This window comes from uncultured Paenalcaligenes sp., assembly GCF_947630565.1.
Classification (GTDB): Bacteria; Pseudomonadota; Gammaproteobacteria; order Burkholderiales; family Burkholderiaceae_B; genus Paenalcaligenes; species Paenalcaligenes faecalis.
Genome location: NZ_CANRIC010000003.1, coordinates 34,975 through 55,609, shown reverse-complemented (window position 1 = coordinate 55,609; position 20,635 = coordinate 34,975). Strand labels below are relative to the sequence as shown.

The following is a 20,635-nucleotide window of genomic DNA, read 5'->3' as shown; positions in this document are numbered from 1 at the left end:
AGTTTTATCTTTTCTGTCCCACAGGTGTATCTAATGCTTTCCAATCCCGCTTCAAAATACGTCCCCTTTAGTCCTTTTACTCAGGACTTCTCCGATCGCACTTGGCCCTCTAAACGCATCACTCACCCACCTATCTGGATGAGCACCGATTTGCGTGATGGCAACCAGTCCTTGATCGAGCCCATGAATGTGGCTAGCAAATTACGTTTCTTTGATCAGTTAATCAAAATTGGCTTTAAAGAAATCGAAGTTGGCTTTCCTTCTGCCTCCCAAACCGACTTTGATTTCGTTCGTAAACTCATCGATGAAAAACGTATTCCTGATGACGTCACGATTATTGGCTTAACCCAATCTCGCCAAGACTTGATCGAACGCACCGCAGAAGCCATGGCTGGGGCTAAAACCTCCATGATTCACCTTTATAACGCGTGCGCACCGTCTTTCCGTCGTATTGTTTTTAATATGGAAAAAGATCAGGTCCGTGAAATCGCGATTAACGGGACACGTATGGTTAAAGAGGCCATCAAAAAGTACCCTCAAACCAAATGGCGTTACGAATACTCCCCCGAGGTTTTTAGCACCACTGAGCCTGAATTTGCCCTAGAAGTCAGCAATGCTGTCATCGCTGAATGGCAGCCCACCCCACAAGATCCTTTGGTTTTAAACTTGCCTGCTACCATCGAGGCCACCACACCTAATTTGTACGCAGACCAAATCGAATGGATGCACCGCAACCTCGATAATCGCGAAAGTGTCGTTATCAGCTTGCACCCACACAATGACCGTGGCACAGGTGTTGCAGCGGCTGAACTAGGCTTAATGGCCGGGGCGGATCGCGTTGAAGGCTGTTTATTTGGGAATGGCGAGCGCACAGGTAACGTCTGCTTAGTCACCTTGGCATTGAACCTTTACACTCAGGGAATACACCCAGGTTTGGATTTCTCTGATATTGACGAAGTGCGTCGTACCGTAGAGGAGTGTAACCAGCTTCCAGTGCATCCCCGTCACCCATATGCTGGCGACTTGGTGTTTACTGCGTTCTCTGGCTCACATCAAGATGCCATTAAAAAAGGCTTTGCTGTTCAAAAATCAGATGATATCTGGGCTGTGCCTTACTTACCTATTGATCCGGCTGACTTAGGCCGTAACTATGACGCAGTCATCCGAGTCAATAGTCAATCCGGTAAAGGTGGGGTCTCTTATCTCTTAGAGCAAGAGCATGGTTTAGTCCTACCACGTCGCTTACAAATCGAGTTCAGCCGCGCTATTCAACGCGTTACTGACACCTCTAGTAAAGAGGTTAATCCAGAGCAAGTATTTGGTATTTTTGAAACAGAGTACCTACGCACTGAAGGCCCATGGAAACTCATCACGCATAAAATTACCAGCCAGCCTAAAACCAGCGATAACTCTCAGCAATTCGATATTGAAATCGATATGCTAGAAAATGGTGAGCCTATTAAACTACACGGTACAGGTGAAGGGGCTTTGGCTGCATTCATTAATGCACTCGATATTCCAATCCGTGTAATGGACTACAGCGAGCATGCTATTGGCATTGGTACGAACACCCGTGCAGCGACCTATGTTGAGATGCGCATAGGCGAAAACCCAAGCGGTTTTGGCGTGGGTATACACCAAGACATTTTGACCTCCTCATTCAAAGCGATCTTGAGTGCCATTAACCGTCACGCCCTACAACATGATGGCAAAATCAACATCTAAAGCTAGCTACTAATGAAAAGACCGCTTAATTAAGCGGTCTTTTTTATTTCACCAACACACCATACAAAAAACTTTTTTCTATAGCAGTCAAAATGTCTTGTTTGGCTACTCGACCTCGTTGTTCAGCTTCGATTAACCCGGTAATCAACGCCCCCAACATTTCCGTTAGTGTTGCAGCACTGACCTCCATACAAAAAACGCCCTGCTTTTGGCCTTCTAAGAAAAAATGATCAATTTTCTCATTCCAACGGCTTGCCAAACATTGAACCGCCTCGGTACGTAGGTGCTTACAAGAAATAATCAACTGCATGGATTCCGCCTGCTCTAGCCCTTTTTGAACCAAATAAAGCAAGCTACCCTGAGCATCGTTCACATCAGGCACAAAACTATCTAGGATATTATTTGCTGTCTCTACCGCATACGTAATGGCTTTATGTACTAAGTTTTCTCTGGAGCCCCCTAAACGATAAAGCGTTGTCTTGCTGATGTCTGCCGCTTCAGCTAGCTCTAATAAACTTGCACTGGGATTATTGATAAGTGCTAATACCAGTCGGTCAAAACGCTGCTGTTTTTTGGATTTCATTCTTTATGATCCTAATTATTCATTCCAACACCAAATGAATCAATTTCATTTCAAAAAAATCTATTCTAATCCAAATAAGGCGATAAAAAAGCGACATTTATTTTTAAAATGTCGCTTTTTTAATTACTTAATCCGCTTATTTCTACCAAGCGCTATCCGCTGGCTCCCACATCACCTGCTCATCTTGCTTCAACGACTCTATACACATTTCATAAAGCGGATAGGCACGCTGTTTAAAACCAACTGCCTGACTCATGGGGTGACGCTTCACCTCACTGTCATCATCTTCATCCAGATCATCACTTAGCTCGGGGGCCTCTTCCATTGCCTCTTTTAGACCTGCTATAGCAGCTGGCAATTGTTGCGCAGTGAACACACCACGCTCTGGTAGCTCTCCATCAGCAAAAACCTTACCTGCAGCAATCAACACGGGCAAAGCATGTTCACCAAGCATCAAAATAGAGCCTGAAGCATTAGATGTAAATTTAATTAACATGATGGTTTTCCCTCTAGGATAGTTTGCTCACAACACAGATAAAAATCGATGTCTTTAGCGTCAAGATAACACACAACGCCTCTTAAATAAGGATTCCTTATGCGTCTGATTTTTACTCTGCTGTTTTGGGGCCTGTGTGCAATCTGCTCACAGGCGATAGCGCAAACCCTTAGCTGCACACCTCAGCCTATACAAAATGCCTGTAATAGTCAGGACATTGATCAATCTGGCTCTACCGAAACGCTACTGCCTCGTAGTGCGCTCAACCCTATTGATCTATTTAGTGGTAACAAATACTTGCGCGATGTGGATTGGTATCCACACCCCGCCGCCCCCGAACTAGAGGTAGTACGTCATTACAACTCAATGAGTCCTCACTACGGCATAACGGGCGGGTCGTGGCGTCTATCTTATGATGCCCAGCTTATTATCAGGGGTTCGCTAATCCAACTTCATCAAGCCAATGGCAATCTACGAGAGTTACAGCCTCGTCACGGGCATCTAGAGACACTCATCGATCGCTGGATCTGGCACTTTTCAAATGGAGATAAATGGCACTTTAATCGGGCTGGCTGGCTCATTCAAATCCATCGCCTACATCAACCGATTCTGCGGATTGAACGCTATACGCAAGGCCCTTTACTACACCGCCCCAAACAAATTAGTCAAAACAACCACAGCCTACATCTGCATTACTCATCGGAGGACGTGCAGCCGATCTTACTGAGTCATATCCAAACACCTAATGGAGTCATTCAGTATCACTACAACGTCACCACAGGCTCTGATTTGCCTCAGTTACAACACATTGAATACCCCGATCAGCGTCGTCTCTACTATCATTATGAGCCCAGCTATCAGTCGGGCAATCACTGGGCCATCACCGGAAAAAGCATACAACAGCATGCCTCTGCTCTCCAACATCGGGTTCGCAGTTGGGTCTATGACAGCCAAGGCCGTGCTATTTTTATCATGGCTGATTCAGAACAATGGGTTCGTCTACAGTACCCTTCGGCTGAACACCCTTTACAAACTCGACTTCAGAGCACGAACGGATTCACCTACATTACCTTTAGTGCAGATGCTGAACGCTCTATACAGTCTGTTCATGGGGCTTCATGTTGGGCCTGTCCACCTACCTTTACGCGTCAAGCCGATCGCATTTCTTTTGCACATTTCAGCCTACAACATGACGCACAACAACAAATCAAAAAAATTTCAGGACAATTCCCAGGGTGGCCTGACTTAGAGCTTAGTTACAACTCACATGGACAGCTGACCCAGTGGAAAAATGCTGCCCAACACCCCACCACGCTGTTTTATGACCCAGCGGGTCGAGCCAGTCAGATAACACATCCAAATGGCGACCAACAGCGTGTTTCGTATAACCCACAACAACAGGTCGTCAGCATTGAATACAGTAATCAAACAGAGCTCATAACAACGCGACTACACCGCCCTAGCCCTTTACACCTCCATGTTTCCCATCCGACTGAAGACGAGCAATTGGCCTTTAACGCTGTGGGTAAACTACTTGAACGTAAAGTGCAACGCCATCTACAGACCCCTACTGGTGAAATCCACTGGCACTATGCAGAGCAATTTAGCTATGACGAACAACACCGTGTGGTGCGTCATGACTTACCAGAGGGCGGAGCCCTACTTTATGTCTGGCAAGATCAACAACTCAAAACGATAGAATGGGAAAATAAAGCTGGCATTCGTCAGCTCGTCGTCGAACAACAGCCCCATGCCTATCATTATGGTAATGGCCTCACCCAACACTATGTGTTCAGCCCCAAAAAAATACAGCAGCAACTACAGTCCAATCACACTATTTGGTGGCAACAACACCTGCACAGACAGGCAGGCTTAATCACCACCCGCCTAAATCGCCACCCGTTACTGGATACAAAAACGCAGTCAGAACGCTATGTTTACAATGCTCAAAAACAACTTATTATGGAGCAATCCACAGGCAAAACACCCCGTTTTTACGCCTGGCATCAAACTGGCGAACTGGCAGCGCACAACCAACAAGCCCTACCTCAATTAACACGTGATCTGTCCGGCTTAGTTCAACAGCTATCAAAAAAACCACATAACTATATGCTGCGTTATAACGCAATGCGAAGACTAGATGTAGTGTATAACGACAAAAAAACTGTACAAAAAAACAGCCATAATGCCTATGGTTTTAGGGTTTATGCACAACATTATCCACAGGCTACGCAACAGTTTTTTCTCTATCATAATAAAAAAATTGTTGCAGAATACACCACCCCGTTATCCGCTAAACTCCCTATTCATGCGGCTCACCCTATTAGCAAGCGTTATATTTACCTACACAATCAACCCGTGGGCCTAATTGATTATCAATCTACACCACAGGGAGAGCTATTAGTTATGCACAGCGATCACTTAGGCGCTGTGCATATGATTTCAGACGCACAACAACAACTGCGCTGGGCTGCTCAGTATGATGCGTTTGGCATGGCAACCCTGCTAAAAGAAGACATGGAGTTTCACCTTCGTCGTGAGGGGCAATACTATGACATAGCTACCGGCTGGCATGACAATCTATTACGAATCTACCTACCAGAACAAGGGCAGTATTTAGAACCCGACCCACTGGGGCCAAACCCAACCACACAACTGTTCGGTTATGCAGAACAACAGCCTTTAAATCACACAGACCCGTGGGGACTCATTCTCTTTGCCTTTGATGGCACACGTTATGATGAAAGCAGCGGTGGGGTTGTATATCTATTGCATAAAGCTGCCAAGGACGACAGTTTCTACGTAGCAGGTCCTGGCAACCCTGACAGTATTGATTTAGATGCTGCGATTTCCTATACCACCGATCAAATCGTGCAGCAGCAATGGACTAATCTTATTTATTATTTGCACTATGCGCAGGCGAACACCCCTACTGCCATTATTCCTATCGATATCATTGCCTTTTCCCGAGGCGCCGCCATTGCCTTACATTTTGCTAATCAAATTATCGCCCATACGAACAAAGGTCTATTTAGCTATACCGATCGGTACGGGGATCAGGTTAAAGCCTGTATACAACCTCGTTTTATGGGCTTATTAGATAACGTGGCTCAAATGGGGATACTAGGTGCTAAAAATCATTTATATGATTTTAGTGTATCTCCCGCGTGGCAGTGGGTCGTCCATGGCGTAGCTATGCACGAATCTCGCTACCTTTTTCCTCTGTACTCTATTGGATCAGCTAATAACAGCTTAGAAACAGGTTTTATTGGCGCACATGGTGACTTAGGCGGGGGGTACCCCATTGAAAATGAACCCAATACTAAGCCGCTTAGTGATGTCGCACTCGAATGGATATTATGGAATGCTCGGGCGCAAGGCATGCAATTTAATCATATAGACCTAAAACAAGGGAACTACGCCTATATGCATGATGAAAGCTTAGGCATCATGGGCGATAGGCTCGTTGAGAACTATCCCTTTCCCTTTACCAGTGATCGTGACCTACGTAACAAACAAACCTTACACCCGATTTATGGGCAAAAAGCCCGTACACAGGTACGACCTGCAATTGACTATGCACTAACACCCGACGAGCAAAAACATAACCGATCAGGCAAAGTTGATTTAGAGGCTTACTATCGCTGGCTAGACCAAACCCTACACTGGCGGCCCGATTAACGTTATTATGTAAGCCTAATCGTCTAGGCTCGAGCTGGATGTATATACGTTAGGCTCGCCTTTTTTCTGCACACTTTCTCGATAAAATCATATGCTTGCTCAGCAACAACAACAGCTCAGCGCCTTAATTCAGGCCGCCGTCCAATCCCTCGTACCGGACGCTACCCCAACGATAGCCCTAGAGCGTCCTAATATCGCCGCTCATGGTGACGTTGCAACGAACGTAGCCATGCAGTTGGCTCGCCCTGCTAAACGCAACCCACGCGAACTAGCCCAAGGTATTGTGGATTTTATTTTGGCAGATCAAGAAGCCAAAACGTTGATTGCATCTGCTGAGATTGCAGGTCCTGGCTTTATCAATTTCCGCCTAACTAATGCGGCCCATCAGGCTGTACTAAAACAGGTGTTTAGCCAAGGCCAACGCTTTGGCGATCAAGACCTAACCGGCGAAAAACTGATGGTAGAGTTCGTATCAGCTAACCCTACAGGTCCTCTACACGTGGGCCATGCGCGCCAAGCCGCGCTAGGTGATGCGCTTTGTCGCTTATTTGATAGCCAAGGCTTTAATGTTAGTCGCGAGTTCTACTATAACGATGCAGGTAATCAAATTGATAACCTAGCTATCAGTGTGCAAGCTAGAGCCAAAGGTATAGAGCCTGATAGTGCCGATTTTCCTGCAGACGGCTATAAAGGCGACTACATCATGGAAATCGCCAAATCCTTTATCGCGCAAAACACTGTTTCTGCCGCTGATGGTGAACCTGTTACGGCTACCGGTAACATTGAAAACCTAGAGGATATTCGTCGTTTTGCTGTCACTTATCTACGTAATGAACAAGACTTAGACCTCAAAGCATTCAACCTCGTTTTTGATAATTACTACTTAGAAAGCTCACTCTACTCTGATGGGCGTGTAGATCAAGTCGTAACCGCCTTAACCGATCAAGGCCACACCTACGAATCCAAAGGTGCTCTCTGGCTACGTACTACCGAGCTCAATACTGGCGATGACAAAGACCGTGTCATGCGTAAGCGCGAAGGCGGCTACACCTATTTTGTACCCGACGTGGCTTACCATGTTTCCAAATGGGAGCGTGGCTTTAAACATGCCATCAATATCCAAGGCACCGACCACCACGGCACCATTGCCCGTGTACGGGCAGGTCTGCAAGGCTTGAACATTGGGATTCCCGCTGACTTTCCCGCCTATGTATTACACAGTATGGTTAAGGTCGTACGCGGTGGCGAAGAGGTCAAAATCTCTAAACGTGCGGGCAGCTATGTAACACTACGTGACCTAGTCGAATGGGTGAGTTTAGATGCAGTACGCTTTTTCTTGGTACAGCGTCGTGCTGACTCTGAGTTTGTGTTTGATATTGATTTAGCCTTATCAAAAAGCGAAGAAAACCCGGTCTACTATATCCAGTATGCTCATGCCCGTGCTCACTCGGTATTACGTCAGGCGGGTGTAGACGCGACCTCATTTACCTCTGCTGACTTTGGCTTATTAACGGCACCCAGCGAACTCAAAATGTTACAACGTTTGGCGGAATACCCCGCTATGCTAAGCCAAGCCGCCAAAGACTTAGCTCCCCATCAGGTCGCTTTCTGGCTACGCGACTGTGCTGCTGATTTCCACACGTGGTACAACAGCGAACGGGTTTTAGTTGATGATGAGGCCCTAAAAGCAGCACGTGCGGCCCTAGCAGCAGCCACAGCACAGGTAATTGCCAACGGCTTAAATAAACTGGGCGTAAGCGCTCCAGAAAAAATGTAAATTATTTGTATACTTTTATGGCCACCCGTCGAAAAACTTCAGCTAAACCCAGTGCCGGTATGTTCTCCGGCCTTATCATTGGTCTAGTTATCGGACTTGCCGCTGCGGTGGCCGTGGCGTTTTATATCAATAAAGCGCCTATGCCGTTTATGGACAAAGCCTCGCGCGAAATTGAAAATATTTTGCTGCCAGATGTACGTCATGCCCCAGACCCCAATATCGGTTTATATGGTGGATCTGTAGGCGAAGCCCCTGTATTTTCAGGCAAAGAGGCTCAATGGGCCCAAGAGTTAGGCAATGTGATTACGCCACCTCCGGTGACTATCACACCTCCTACTCTGCCGCCTGCAATCAATCAGGGCGCTGATACCCTCGGCAATTTAATTGCCCAACTGCCCAACCCAAATACGAATCAAGCCTCCTCCTCTTTAGTTGCACCACCCCCTGCTGCCCCCAGAGCCAACACACCCAGCCCAGCCCCCAATCAAGTGGCTGCAGCCGCTGTTTCCACCTACTACCTACAGGCAGGTGCGTTTAGGTCAGCTACCGACGCAGAGGCTGTGCGAGCCCGTATTTTAATGTTGGGCTTAGAGGCTAACGTACAATCTGGTCCTTACAATGGGGGCACCATTAACCGCGTCCGCGTTGGCCCATTTAAAGGCATAGACGAAATGAATCGGGCTCGGTCAGCACTAGGCAAAGAGAAAATTGAAACTTCTGTGGTACGTCCCTAGTCATACCACTATCTACTAGAGACAAAGGAACCCTTTATGTCATATTTACATGTATTTGGCCGTTTAGCGGCAACGGCGACATTAGCTGCCAGTGTTTTTCTAAGCCCAATGGCACAAGCCCAAGAGGTAGCGCCTAATTCTTACGTTACCTTAGGGCAAACCATTCCCGCTGATAGCGTAGGAAAGACCGAAGTCCTCGAGTTTTTTGCCTACAGTTGTCCTCACTGCGCCTTAATGGAACCTTTGGTCGAAAAATGGGCAGCTAACTTTGATGAAGGTGTGGTCTTAAAGCGCGTTCCCGTTGCATTTAACGCTGGGATGGGTGATCTACAACGCGCCTACTTCGTTTTTGAGTTTTTAGATCGTTTAGATCTACACCCAAAGCTTTTTGCAGCCATTCACCAAGAAAAGCGCGCTTTATTTGATAAAAAGGCCATTCGTAAATGGGCTGAAAATAATGGCATAACCGGAGATGACTTCGACAAAGCCTTTGATTCCTTCAGCACTCAAACTAAAGCAAACCGTGCAAACGATCTAATCCGCTTATATCAAATCCAAGGCACACCTAGCTTAGCGGTAGGGGGTCAATACGTGACCTCACCGGCTTTTACCAATAGCTACGATGAAACCATTAACGTGGCCGATGCCTTATTAAAACAAGTCGCTAAATAACTCTCCGTTTTGACCCATGTAATCGCGGTGAACGAACCTAGGCAACACACATAAAATCAGCACCAATTATTGGGGCTGATTTTATTTATTTCACGGCCAAAGCCTGACTTCGTATACGCCAATCACTCAAGGCAAAACAAGAGCGTTGCCGCACTAATACTTGCTGTAACTCGATAGAAGGGTTTTCTGTATGCTCTAGTTCCCCCCCATCCGCCCATTCATAAAAAACAGGTCTACTCAAATTAGCTATTGCCCCAAAACGACTCAGAATGACCCCGTCCCCGCCCTGCTCACTCATCGTACCCAACACACTTAGTGGCTCTGATTGATATAAATTATGACCTTGGCTTAGTGGAACTTCGACCTCAGATAAGGAATGCGCCCATAAGGTGGGAAAAATATCACTATGCCCCGCCCAAGACCGTGCTGGTACTACATCACTAGGGACTCGATATGCCTCAGGGATATAAAACAACAAAGGCACACCGTATTTATTATGTAAATTTTTATTATCAGGATACGAAAAAATCATCCGTGTATTGTGGTCGCCCGTCGCTGCAAATAGGGTTCTAGATAATAACTGGCTACGCTCTAAGTCATTTAAAAACTCACCTAATGCATGATTCGCATATTGATATGTCTGCAATATGGCCAGCGTATCTACCGCACTTGTAGCCGCTTGTGCTTGTAGTTTATTCTGGTCCAACGAAAAAGGCTGGTAATGAGACGGGATACGATGCGGAGGATGATTCGTAACGGATAACATCACTAAGGCGACTTTTTCTCCGCGGGCATCTGCCTCTTGCAAGAGCTGAAATCCATACTTAAACATCCATTCATCATCTACACCCCATGTATGCGTGCTTGCTTCGGGGTAAGCTCGTCGAATAGCCGTTTCATCATGAACCTCATCAAAGCCTTGCTTTAACAAAACCGTATTGAGTTGGCGCCAACTGCCCGGCCCAGCGGTCAAAAACACCGTTCTATAGCCTGCTTTTTTATAAGGCAACATGCGCGCCGTATCATAGTTTACGTAGCCATATATACTTTGCGTTAATGGGGTAATCGGCGTATCTAACAATAGCCCCTCCAATGAAGGATGAGTCCCGTGCTGAATAGAAAGCGCTTGTCCAAAATAATCTGCTTTTTGTTGCACCCATGGTCGCAATGCCCCTAACAGATCATTGGCTACCGGATCATCAAACTCCACTAAATGACGCCCCCATCCCTCCATGATAGTCAGCACCACATGAGGCGGGGATTCCTTGGCATAGGAGTGCACAGGCAATACCTGCTGTAAGCCTGCGTAATCCTTGATCGGAGCATTCAAACACTGCGATGCCGCCTGTTGCCAGTTTTCAAAACCAAACGCCTTGATTAGCACGTTTTCATCATCGCCTAACTGACTCCGTTTACGCTCTTTTCTCACCAATAACAAGGCATGTAGACCACTGGGGACAAGTTGATTTAAGAAAGCATGGCTAGATACGGTCATGTGCATTGCACGTAGTGGGAACTTTGATACGCTACCGCGACCTAGCAACACCACGACAAAAATGCTGACTACCACCATTGCCACCCAGCCAGAGGTCGAATAAAAAGCCGCCCCCCTACGCCCCCACGCACGCGCCAAACCCAGTTGTATCGCACTAAATCCCAACACCAGTAATAACAACCTAATCACAGGGAAATCAGACCACAGCGTTTGTAATACAGCTTGGGTATCGTCTTCTTTTAGGCCAAAGATCAGTGCATTAATTGGACTTTGATAGAACGTAAAATAGTAATAGTTCACCACACTAAGTAGATTCACCACACTTAAAAACACAAAAGCGTAAGCACTAAATCCACGAGTAAACACACGCCAAACGGCACTAGAGGCAGAGTAAAAAAACAAACTAATAAGCAACCAGGGCCCAATAAAAATCGCGGCATTTTTAACGTCAAAGCGCAATCCTAGCCAAAATACCTTTTTTACATCTGTACTAAATGCCTCTTCCAGCCCTGGTGTATGCCCATAAAACAGAACCCACCTTGCAAGGCTCAACCCCATTACACTTAAGACCAAAATGGCCCAAAATGTTCGGTGCCATTGCACCCATTGCTTATTTTTTGAATTCATTCTGTCAATGATACTGTTGTTATTTTGAGCAATAAAAATACCGCAGAGTTTACGCCCTGCGGTATCTATAACGTAAAGCCTATTCTATTATTTTTGTAAAGATAAGCTAAATGCACGCGTTAAATCAGCAATTAAGTCATCTACATTTTCTAAACCAATATGTAAACGAAGTAACACAGCGTCATCATGCCCCCAATAAGAGTGGGACGCAACGCTATTTTTATCCACTAACTGCACTAAGCTTTCAAATCCGCCCCAAGAAAAGCCGATACCAAATAGAGTTAACGCATTCACAAAACGCCTAGCTCGGGCAGAGTCAATGGTTAAGCTAAACGACAGCATGCCATTAGACCCCGTCGCATCCCGTTGCCATAACTCATGATATGCGTCCTCTTTCCAAGCAGGATGATAAATTGTTTTGACCTCTGGCCATTGAGATAATGCTTCACATACCTTTAGCGCATTAGCGGCGGTTTCACGCATACGCAATGGCATAGTACGTACACCACGCAACGCTAGCCACGCATCATCGGCACTTACGGAAAATCCCAATGCATAATTACACGCATCTATTTTGTCAGCAATGACCTTATCCTTTGCTATGACCGCTCCCAACATTAAATCTGAATGACCGCCTACGTATTTAGTCCCTGCCACTACAGATACATCTGCCCCTAATGACAAGGGCTGATAGCTTAACCCTGAGCCCCACGTATTATCTGCAATCAAAATTAAATCATGCGCCTTAGCAAAGGCTGCTAGTGCAGGCATATCTAGCATCTGCATCAGTAAAGACCCCGGGGACTCTACATACAACACCTTAGTAGCCGGTGTTAATGCTGCGCTAAATGCCTCAACGGTAGGTTCACAATAAGTGGTTTGAATCCCCATCCGTTGTAAAACATTCTGATCTAGAGTGCGTACCGGGCCATACGCACAGTCTGCCGCCAACACATGATCGCCCTGGCTGACCACGCTCATCACCGCCAAGGTAATCGCTGCCATACCTGAAGGCACGAGAAAAGCACGCTCACCAGCCTCTAGCGCACAAAACACATCCTCTAAGGCTCGATGTGTATCCATCCCTGCCCGCCCATACACAACACTGCGCCCACCCGCACTGCGATCTGTCGCTGCTTGATCTAAATGATCTAAGGTTTTAAAACGAACGGTACTGGTTCGCATCGAAGGCAAGGCAACGGGGGCTGCCCCTGTGCGCTCATCAAAATCTGCCTGTCCCGCATGTTGTAAGAACGTATGTAAATGCTGTTTTGCGCTCATTAGTTATCCTTCACTGCATAAAATTGATAAATACCCTCGGTCGTCAAACGACGCTCTACCTGATTTTGAAAATACAGCGCATGCAAATGCGCAATGGCTTCGCCCATCGCAAAAGTTAACTGATGCATATCTAACTGGCGCTTAAACAAAATCGGGATTAACTGAGCCGCATTGCAGCCCCCCTCACGTTGACATGCTTCTACGGTTTCTGCCAGACGTTCTTTATGATGCTCTTGTAGCTGCGCAATTCGTTCGTGCAACCCAATGAAAGGTCGCCCATGTGAAGGCAGAATTAGCGTCTCAGGGGGTAACGCTAAATACCGAGCTAAGGACGCTAAATACAAACGTAACGGATCCGCCTCTGGCTCATAATCGAACACACTCACATTCGTGGATATAGTCGGTAACACCATATCGCCTGAAATTAATACATGTAGATCAGCACAAAATAAAGCCATATGTTCTGGAGCATGCCCATAGCCCACAATACATTGCCATTTTTTTCCTGCTATCTCAAGCTGATCCCCATCCATTAAGCGGCGATAATCACGGGGTGGTGATTCCACTAAATCTGAGTAATAAGAACTACGTTGACGGATTTGCTCCTGAGCCGCCTCATCAACTAGACCGTGACGTGCAAAATGTGCCGCAGCAGCCATACCCCCTGAAGCCCCAAGACTATCATTACCTTTAGCTGGATTTGACCACATACAGGCAAACACATAATCACTTAGGCTCATATACAACGGCACACCCCAACGCTCACATATCCAGCCTGCTAATCCCACATGATCGGGATGCATATGAGTCACAATGACTCGCAAAATCGGCAAGCCCTGTAACTGCTGAGCAAAGACCTGCTCCCAAAGCGCCTTTACAGGGGCGCGGGCAATACCCGTATCCACAATTGTCCATCCCTTTTGTCCCTGTATTTCATCCTCAAGTAACCACAAATTAATATGATCTAAGGCAAAAGGTAAAGGCATGCGCAACCAATGCACACCGGGAGCGACTTGTTTTAACTGCGCGGGTGCTGGGATTTCTTTTTCCCAAGGATAGAGCCATTCTTTTTTCATATTCATCTCCGTGTTCTCCCTGCTTGTATGATAGCGTTCTACATGTTAGTTTACGTTAACGTCAACTGAATTTATGTATTATGAGCCCAAAAACGTGGTCTATCTCTGATCTAGCTAAAGAATTTGATATTACGCCACGCACGCTGCGTTACTACGAGGATCATGGCATTCTCAGCCCTGAGCGTGTTGGTATGCAGCGCATTTATCACCCACGTGATAGAACCCGTCTCAAACTGGCCCTGCGCGGTAAACGTATGGGCTTTACTTTGTCTGATATACGTAGTTTGATTGATATGTACGATGGTCCCGGCAGCACACAGCTGCAGCTACAACAATACCAAAACGTACTCGATCACTATAGACAAAAACTTGAGAACCAACTTAAAGATCTACAACAAACCTTAGCAGAAATCGAAGTACAACAGCAGCATTGCACACAGCAACTTGAACAAAGAAATAGTAATTAATAACTATTATCCGTCACGATCAGGCTTGCCTGATTTACATAATTAAGCGGTACTTTTGGTTGGAGACGACTTATGAATCTGCCCGGACTACATTTTGATCTCAGCGAAGAACTTGGCATGTTGCGCGACACCGTGCGCCATTTTGCCGAGAATGAAATCGCCCCTTTAGCCCAACACGTTGATCATTCTGATCAATTCCCCATGGATCTATGGCCCAAACTCGGTGAACTAGGTGTGCTTGGCTTAACCGTTTCCGAAGAATACGGTGGCGCCAATATGGGATATTTAGCCCATATGATCGCCATGGAAGAAATCTCCCGAGCCAGTGCATCGATTGGGCTTTCCTATGGCGCTCATTCAAACCTTTGCGTCAATCAACTCTATCGCAACGGCACCACAGCACAAAAAGAAAAATACCTACCAGGCTTAATTGACGGTACCCAAATTGGGGCTTTGGCCATGAGTGAGACCGGAGCCGGTTCTGATGTAGTTAGCATGCGCTTACGTGCCGAAGACAAAGGCGATCACTATTTGCTCAATGGCCACAAAATGTGGATCACCAATGGGCCGGATGCCGACACCTTGATTGTCTATGCCAAAACAGACCCCGAGGCCAATCAGCGTGGTATTACCGCCTTCATCATCGAAAAAGATTTCCCCGGGTTTTCTGTAGCCCAAAAGCTCGACAAACTCGGTATGCGAGGTAGCCATACCGGTGAACTTGTCTTTACTGATTGCCGTGTACCCAAAGAAAACGTCTTAGGTGAACTTAACGGTGGCGTTAAGGTACTCATGAGCGGTCTAGACTATGAACGAGCCGTCCTAACGGGTGGCCCTTTAGGAATCATGCAAGCCGTTATGGATGTCGTGATGCCCTATGTACATGAACGCAAGCAATTTGGCCAAGCGATTGGTGAATTTCAGCTCATTCAAGCCAAAGTCGCTGATCTGTACACCACCCATCAAGCCAGCCGTGCTTTATGCTATAGCGTAGGCAAGCACCTAGATGCTTTGGGCGATAACCACTCTAGAACTGTTCGTAAAGACTGTGCAGCCGCCATTTTATTTAGCGCAGAAAAAGCCACGTGGATGGCAGGCGAAGCCATTCAAATCTTAGGTGGCAATGGCTACATTAACGAATTTCCTACTGGACGGTTATGGCGCGATGCCAAACTATACGAGATAGGGGCTGGAACCAGCGAAATCCGTCGTATGCTCATTGGACGTGAGCTTTTTAACGAAACGGCTTAATACAGTAACTTGATATGATGAACACCATGCCTTTTGCCTCTGATCACTCCATCATCCAACCAGCTCAACGTCCGGTACCTAGTGCCGAACACGTTGCCTTGATGATTCTCCAAGGTTTTGACCGTCACTATTCACTATTTAGATACAGTGCCCAACGAGCCAAAGTCTTATTCGAGTCAGCCAATTGGCATGGGATTCAACAACTATCTCGTGAACGTATCGAGTATTACGATATGCGTGTCCGAGAATGCGCCGCACTACTTGCGCCAGTTCTAAAAAAAAACACGCTCACGCCCTACACCGAAAGCACGGAGCTTAGCGAGGAACAACAGCAGTTTTGGCAACAGGTCAAAACCAAGTTTGCACACAGTCTGGCGGGTCACAAACAACCCGAGTGTGCAGAAACCTTTTTTAACTCGGTGTCGTGTCGAGTCTTATCTAGAACCTACTTCAACAATGATTTTTTATTCGTGCGCCCCGCCATCGCAACGGAATACATAGACAGTGCCTTACCGTCGTATCGCGCCTATTACCCACTCGAACAAGGTCTACTTTCTAGCTTAACCGAGATGATTAGTGATTTTGGTCTAGCTAGCCCATTTTCAGACCTACCAGCGGATGTGCGCTTATTAGCACGTCGGGCAGTACGTACCTTACGTGAACGTTTGCCTATAGATCCAGGTCTACGTATAGGCCCAGATTGCCAAATACAGGTACTTAACACCTTGTTTTTTCGCAACAAGGGGGCGTATATAGTCGGTCGATTTATCAATCACACCAGCATCCATCCTTTTGCGATTGCGCTCGTCCATACTCCAAGCAATCACATCGAGATTGATGCCCTATTAGACAATGCAGATGATCTCAGTACGCTATTTAGCTTTACGCGCGCCTACTTCATGGTGGACATGGAGGTTCCTTCTGCTTATGTACATTTTTTACAGTCCTTGCTGCCTCGTAAATCCGCCGCCGAGTTCTACAATGCCATAGGCTTACAAAAACAAGGTAAAAACCTATTTTATCGGGATTTCCTGCATCACTTAGGCCACTCTACCGATCAATTTCAGCTAGCCCCCGGTATTAAAGGGATGGTGATGACTGTGTTTACCCTGCCCTCCTATCCCTATGTCTTTAAAATGATCCGAGACAACATTGCTAAAGACGGCATGAATCACAGCATTGTCAAAAGTCGCTATTTACTGGTTAAAAAACACGATCGTGCTGGCCGTATGGCGGACACCTGGGAATACTCACAGGTTGCCTTACCTAAACGCCGCTTTGCTCCAGAACTGCTTGATGAGCTTCGTAAAGAGGTGCCAAATTTAATCGAAGAATCCGGTGATTTAATTGTATTACGTCATGTTTATATCGAACGGCGTATGTTACCGCTTAATATATACCTAAGCCGTGCGTCTGAATCAGCACTCGAACTGGCCATTAAACAATATGGGGATGCCATCCGCGAGCTCGCCGCAAACAACATTTTCCCTGGTGATATGTTGTACAAAAACTTTGGTCTCACCCGTTTAGGCCGTCTGGTTTTTTATGATTATGATGAAATTCAAACGATGACTGAAATGAATTTCCGTTATATCCCAGAGGCTCCCAACGAGGAGGCCGAAATGGCAAGCGAGCCATGGTATCCGATTGGCCCCAACGACGTATTCCCAGAGGAATTCCGCTGGTTTTTGCTCGGTGATCAACGTATTCGTCGTGCATTTATGAAATATCATGCAGAGTTACTGGATGCTAACTGGTGGGCTGCGTGTCGCGATCACGTGTCACAAGGCCGCCTAGAAAACATCTATCCTTACGATTTATCAAAACGCTTGCCCAATCGTCGGGCAGGCAACACCACTACGGTTTTACCGCATTAGGAGTCAAATTATGTCAGATCCCATCGTAATTGTGTCCGCAGTTCGCACCCCTATGGGTGCTATGACCGGCAGCCTATCTTCTTTAGCTGCTCACGAACTGGGTTCCGTTGCTATTAAAGCAGCCCTAGAGCGCGCTGGCGTGAGCCCAGAGCAAGTTGACGAAGTCATCATGGGTAACGTATTACAGGCAGGTCAAGGCCAAGCCCCTGCCCGCCAAGCCGCCCTAGGTGCAGGTCTACCTAATGGCGCTCCATGTACCACTGTACACAAAGTATGTGGCTCAGGAATGAAGTCTGCTATGTTAGGCCACGATATGCTTAAAGCAGGCAGTGCCAACATTGTCGTTGCTGGTGGTCAAGAAAGCATGTCAAATGCGCCTTATCTGCTCCTAAAAGGCCGTACAGGCTACCGTTATGGTCATGATAAGGTGTATGACCACATGGCTCTAGATGGCCTAGAAGACGCCTACGAAGGCATCGCCATGGGTGTACTCGCTGAGCGTTGCGCGGACAAATACGAATTCACTCGCGAAGAGCAAGATGAATACGCACTTGAGTCTTTACGCCGCGCTCGCGCAGCCATCGAAGACGGCAGCTTCAAAGCCGAAATTGCTCCAGTCACAATCAAAGGCCGCAAAGGCGATACCGTTATTGATACGGATGAATCCCCAGCTCGCGCCATGCCTGAAAAAATCCCTACTTTGCGTCCTGCCTTCAAAAAAGACGGCACGATCACGGCCGCTAATGCTTCCTCCATCTCTGATGGGGCGGCAGCAATGGTTCTAATGCGCGAATCCACAGCCAAAGAAATGGGCTTAAAACCATTAGCAAAAATCGTAGGTCACACTCAGCATGCTCATGCCCCTGAGTGGTTCACAACCGCCCCTGTTGGTGCTATGCAAAAACTCATGGACAAAGCAGGCTGGACGGTAGCCGACGTTGATCTCTTTGAGATTAACGAAGCCTTTGCTCTAGTCACCATGGCTGCCATGAAAGACCTAAACATCTCTCATGACAAGGTAAACGTATACGGTGGTGCTACCGCTCTAGGCCACCCTATCGGTGCTTCTGGTGCTCGTATCGTCACAACTCTAATCAACGCCCTACAACAAAAAGGCGGCAAACGCGGTATTGCCTCTTTATGTATTGGTGGTGGCGAAGGTGTAGCGATGGCCGTCGAACTAATGGACTAATCCTTTAGCGACAATCTGTGTCGGAGACCCGGCAAGCCCTCAGGGCTTGCCGGCCCAAAATATAATTAAATTAGGTGGCAGCACAGACATGAGTATTATCCAAAGTAAAATCCAATCACGCTCGGCTGGCTTTCTGGAAAACGAAGCCTCTATGCTCGAGCAAATCAAAGACCTACGACAACTTCGCAGCCAAATCGCCCAAGGTGGCAGCACTGCAGCTCGTCAAAGGCATATAGACCGAGGCAAGCTCTTGCCCCGTGAACGCGTTGAACGTTTGCTTGACCCCGGCTCTCCCTTTCTTGAGCTTTCTCCTTTAGCTGCTTATAACCTCTATAACAATGATGCTCCAGGTGCGGGGATTATTACGGGCATAGGACGCATTAACGGCATTGATTGCATGATTGTATGTAATGACGCTACCGTCAAAGGGGGAACCTATTACCCCATGACAGTCAAAAAACACATACGAGCCCAAGAAATCGCCCAACAAAATCGCTTACCTTGTGTGTACTTAGTCGACTCTGGCGGCGCCAACCTCCCAAATCAAGACGAAGTCTTCCCAGACCGAGATCACTTTGGCCGCATCTTCTACAATCAAGCACAAATGTCCTCAATGGGGATTGCACAAATTGCTGCTGTGATGGGCTCGTGTACTGCCGGAGGGGCCTACGTCCCTGCCATGAGTGATGAATCCATAATCGTGCGTAATCAGGGCACGATTTTTTTGGCCGGTCCCCCATTGGTAAAAGCCGCCACTGGCGAAGAGGTCAGTGCAGAAGACTTAGGCGGCGGCGATGTACATACTCGCCTGTCTGGTGTAGCAGACCACCTTGCTGAAAATGATGACCATGCCCTTCAGCTCACACGCCAAGCCGTTGGTCGTCTCACCCACCAAAAGCACTATCCCTGGCCAACCAAGCCCGTCATAGAACCCATCTATGACCCGGCTGAGCTCAACGGCATTATCCCCAACGACACGCGCAAACCTTATGATGTACGCGAGGTCATTGCACGGATTGTAGATGGCTCTGAATTCGAAGAGTTTAAAGCCCGCTTTGGAACCACCTTAATCACTGGCTTTGCTCACTTACACGGCATGCCTGTGGGCATCATTGCCAATAATGGGATTTTATTCTCCGAGGCCGCCCAAAAAGGCACGCATTTCATTGAACTCTGTTGCCAACGAAAAATCCCCCTCATTTTTTTACAAAACATCAGCGGCTTTATGGTGGGGCGTAAATACGAAAATGAAGGCATCGCCAGACATGGCGCGAAAATGGTAACCGCTGTCTCCACAGCCGCAGTACCTAAACTCACCGTTATTATTGGCGGCTCCTTTGGTGCTGGCAACTACGGCATGTGTGGTCGAGCCTTCAATCCTCGACTCCTTTTTATGTGGCCCAATGCTCGCATCTCTGTGATGGGGGGCGAACAAGCCGCCAGTGTGCTTGCCACTGTGCGCCGCGATAACCTAGAAAAAGCCGGTCAGTCGTGGTCAGCCGAAGACGAAGAAAGCTTTAAGTCCCCGATCCGTGATCAGTACGAACACGAAGGCCACCCTTACTATGCCTCTGCCCGTTTATGGGATGACGGGGTTATTGAGCCCGCCGAAACTCGGCGAGTCTTAGCTCTTGCCCTATCTGCCACCCTAAACGCCCCCATCGAAGAGTCACGCTTCGGTGTGTTCCGCATGTAATCGGG

Annotated in this window: 15 protein-coding genes; 10 read left to right on the top strand and 5 right to left on the bottom strand. The window is 47.2% G+C overall.

Translation table 11 applies throughout. The features are described 5' to 3' along the window. The first annotated feature begins 33 nt into the window (after positions 1-33). Positions 34-1,725 (top strand): 2-isopropylmalate synthase, encoded by a 1,692-nt coding sequence (gene leuA / locus Q0Z62_RS01290; RefSeq protein ID WP_298050275.1) that lies wholly within the window; start codon positions 34-36, stop codon positions 1,723-1,725. Between the two features lie 43 nt (positions 1,726-1,768). Here leuA and Q0Z62_RS01285 read toward each other — a convergent pair whose 3' ends face one another. Then, positions 1,769-2,308: a TetR/AcrR family transcriptional regulator gene (locus tag Q0Z62_RS01285; protein ID WP_298050274.1), complete on the bottom strand. Its 540-nt coding sequence runs from the start codon at positions 2,306-2,308 to the stop codon at positions 1,769-1,771. Between the two features lie 142 nt (positions 2,309-2,450). Beyond that, positions 2,451-2,804, bottom strand: coding sequence for a DUF1840 domain-containing protein (locus Q0Z62_RS01280; protein WP_269900913.1), 354 nt, complete (start codon positions 2,802-2,804; stop codon positions 2,451-2,453). A gap of 99 nt (positions 2,805-2,903) precedes the next feature. Here Q0Z62_RS01280 and Q0Z62_RS01275 point away from each other — a divergent pair, with 99 nt between their 5' ends. The 4 genes from Q0Z62_RS01275 (at position 2,904) to Q0Z62_RS01260 (ending at position 9,668) form a co-directional block, all read left to right on the top strand. Then, the gene (locus Q0Z62_RS01275) at positions 2,904-6,485 is read left to right on the top strand and encodes an RHS repeat-associated core domain-containing protein (RefSeq protein ID WP_298050273.1); all 3,582 of its coding nucleotides are present in this window, start codon (positions 2,904-2,906) and stop codon (positions 6,483-6,485) included. 91 nt (positions 6,486-6,576) lie between these two features. Beyond that, entirely contained in the window at positions 6,577-8,262 is a 1,686-nt protein-coding gene (gene argS / locus Q0Z62_RS01270; protein WP_298050272.1) for an arginine--tRNA ligase, read from the top strand. Positions 8,263-8,279: 17 nt separating this feature from the next. Continuing rightward, complete coding sequence (locus Q0Z62_RS01265) at positions 8,280-8,996, top strand: SPOR domain-containing protein (protein WP_298050271.1); 717 nt, start codon at positions 8,280-8,282, stop codon at positions 8,994-8,996. 36 nt (positions 8,997-9,032) lie between these two features. After that, positions 9,033-9,668, top strand: a complete 636-nt coding sequence (locus Q0Z62_RS01260; RefSeq protein WP_269900917.1) for a thiol:disulfide interchange protein DsbA/DsbL — start codon at positions 9,033-9,035, stop codon at positions 9,666-9,668. Positions 9,669-9,753: 85 nt separating this feature from the next. Here Q0Z62_RS01260 and Q0Z62_RS01255 read toward each other — a convergent pair whose 3' ends face one another. From Q0Z62_RS01255 to Q0Z62_RS01245, 3 genes are all read right to left on the bottom strand, one after another. Then, positions 9,754-11,790, bottom strand: a complete 2,037-nt coding sequence (locus Q0Z62_RS01255) for an LTA synthase family protein (protein ID WP_298050270.1) — start codon at positions 11,788-11,790, stop codon at positions 9,754-9,756. Between the two features lie 87 nt (positions 11,791-11,877). After that, a complete protein-coding gene (locus tag Q0Z62_RS01250; protein ID WP_298050269.1) occupies positions 11,878-13,071 on the bottom strand; it encodes a PLP-dependent aspartate aminotransferase family protein in 1,194 nt (397 codons plus the stop codon). Further along, positions 13,071-14,153: an MBL fold metallo-hydrolase gene (locus tag Q0Z62_RS01245; RefSeq protein ID WP_298050268.1), complete on the bottom strand. Its 1,083-nt coding sequence runs from the start codon at positions 14,151-14,153 to the stop codon at positions 13,071-13,073. Before Q0Z62_RS01245 ends, Q0Z62_RS01250 begins: the two co-directional genes overlap by 1 nt. Positions 14,154-14,227: 74 nt before the next feature. Between Q0Z62_RS01245 and Q0Z62_RS01240 the strand changes: the two genes are divergently transcribed. The 5 genes from Q0Z62_RS01240 to Q0Z62_RS01220 all read left to right on the top strand — a co-directional run bounded on the left by Q0Z62_RS01240 (position 14,228) and on the right by Q0Z62_RS01220 (position 20,630). Beyond that, positions 14,228-14,614 carry a MerR family DNA-binding transcriptional regulator gene (locus tag Q0Z62_RS01240; RefSeq protein WP_269900921.1) on the top strand — a complete coding sequence of 129 codons (387 nt, stop codon included), beginning with the start codon at positions 14,228-14,230 and terminating at the stop codon, positions 14,612-14,614. A gap of 72 nt (positions 14,615-14,686) precedes the next feature. After that, on the top strand, positions 14,687-15,865 hold the full coding sequence (locus tag Q0Z62_RS01235; RefSeq protein WP_269900922.1) for an isovaleryl-CoA dehydrogenase: 1,179 nt from the start codon (positions 14,687-14,689) through the stop codon (positions 15,863-15,865). Between the two features lie 26 nt (positions 15,866-15,891). Next, on the top strand, positions 15,892-17,742 hold the full coding sequence (gene aceK / locus Q0Z62_RS01230) for a bifunctional isocitrate dehydrogenase kinase/phosphatase (protein ID WP_298050294.1): 1,851 nt from the start codon (positions 15,892-15,894) through the stop codon (positions 17,740-17,742). Between the two features lie 10 nt (positions 17,743-17,752). Then, a complete protein-coding gene (locus tag Q0Z62_RS01225) occupies positions 17,753-18,934 on the top strand; it encodes an acetyl-CoA C-acyltransferase (protein WP_298050267.1) in 1,182 nt (393 codons plus the stop codon). 88 nt (positions 18,935-19,022) lie between these two features. Further along, positions 19,023-20,630 carry a carboxyl transferase domain-containing protein gene (locus tag Q0Z62_RS01220; protein WP_298050266.1) on the top strand — a complete coding sequence of 536 codons (1,608 nt, stop codon included), beginning with the start codon at positions 19,023-19,025 and terminating at the stop codon, positions 20,628-20,630. The last annotated feature ends 5 nt before the right edge of the window (positions 20,631-20,635 follow it).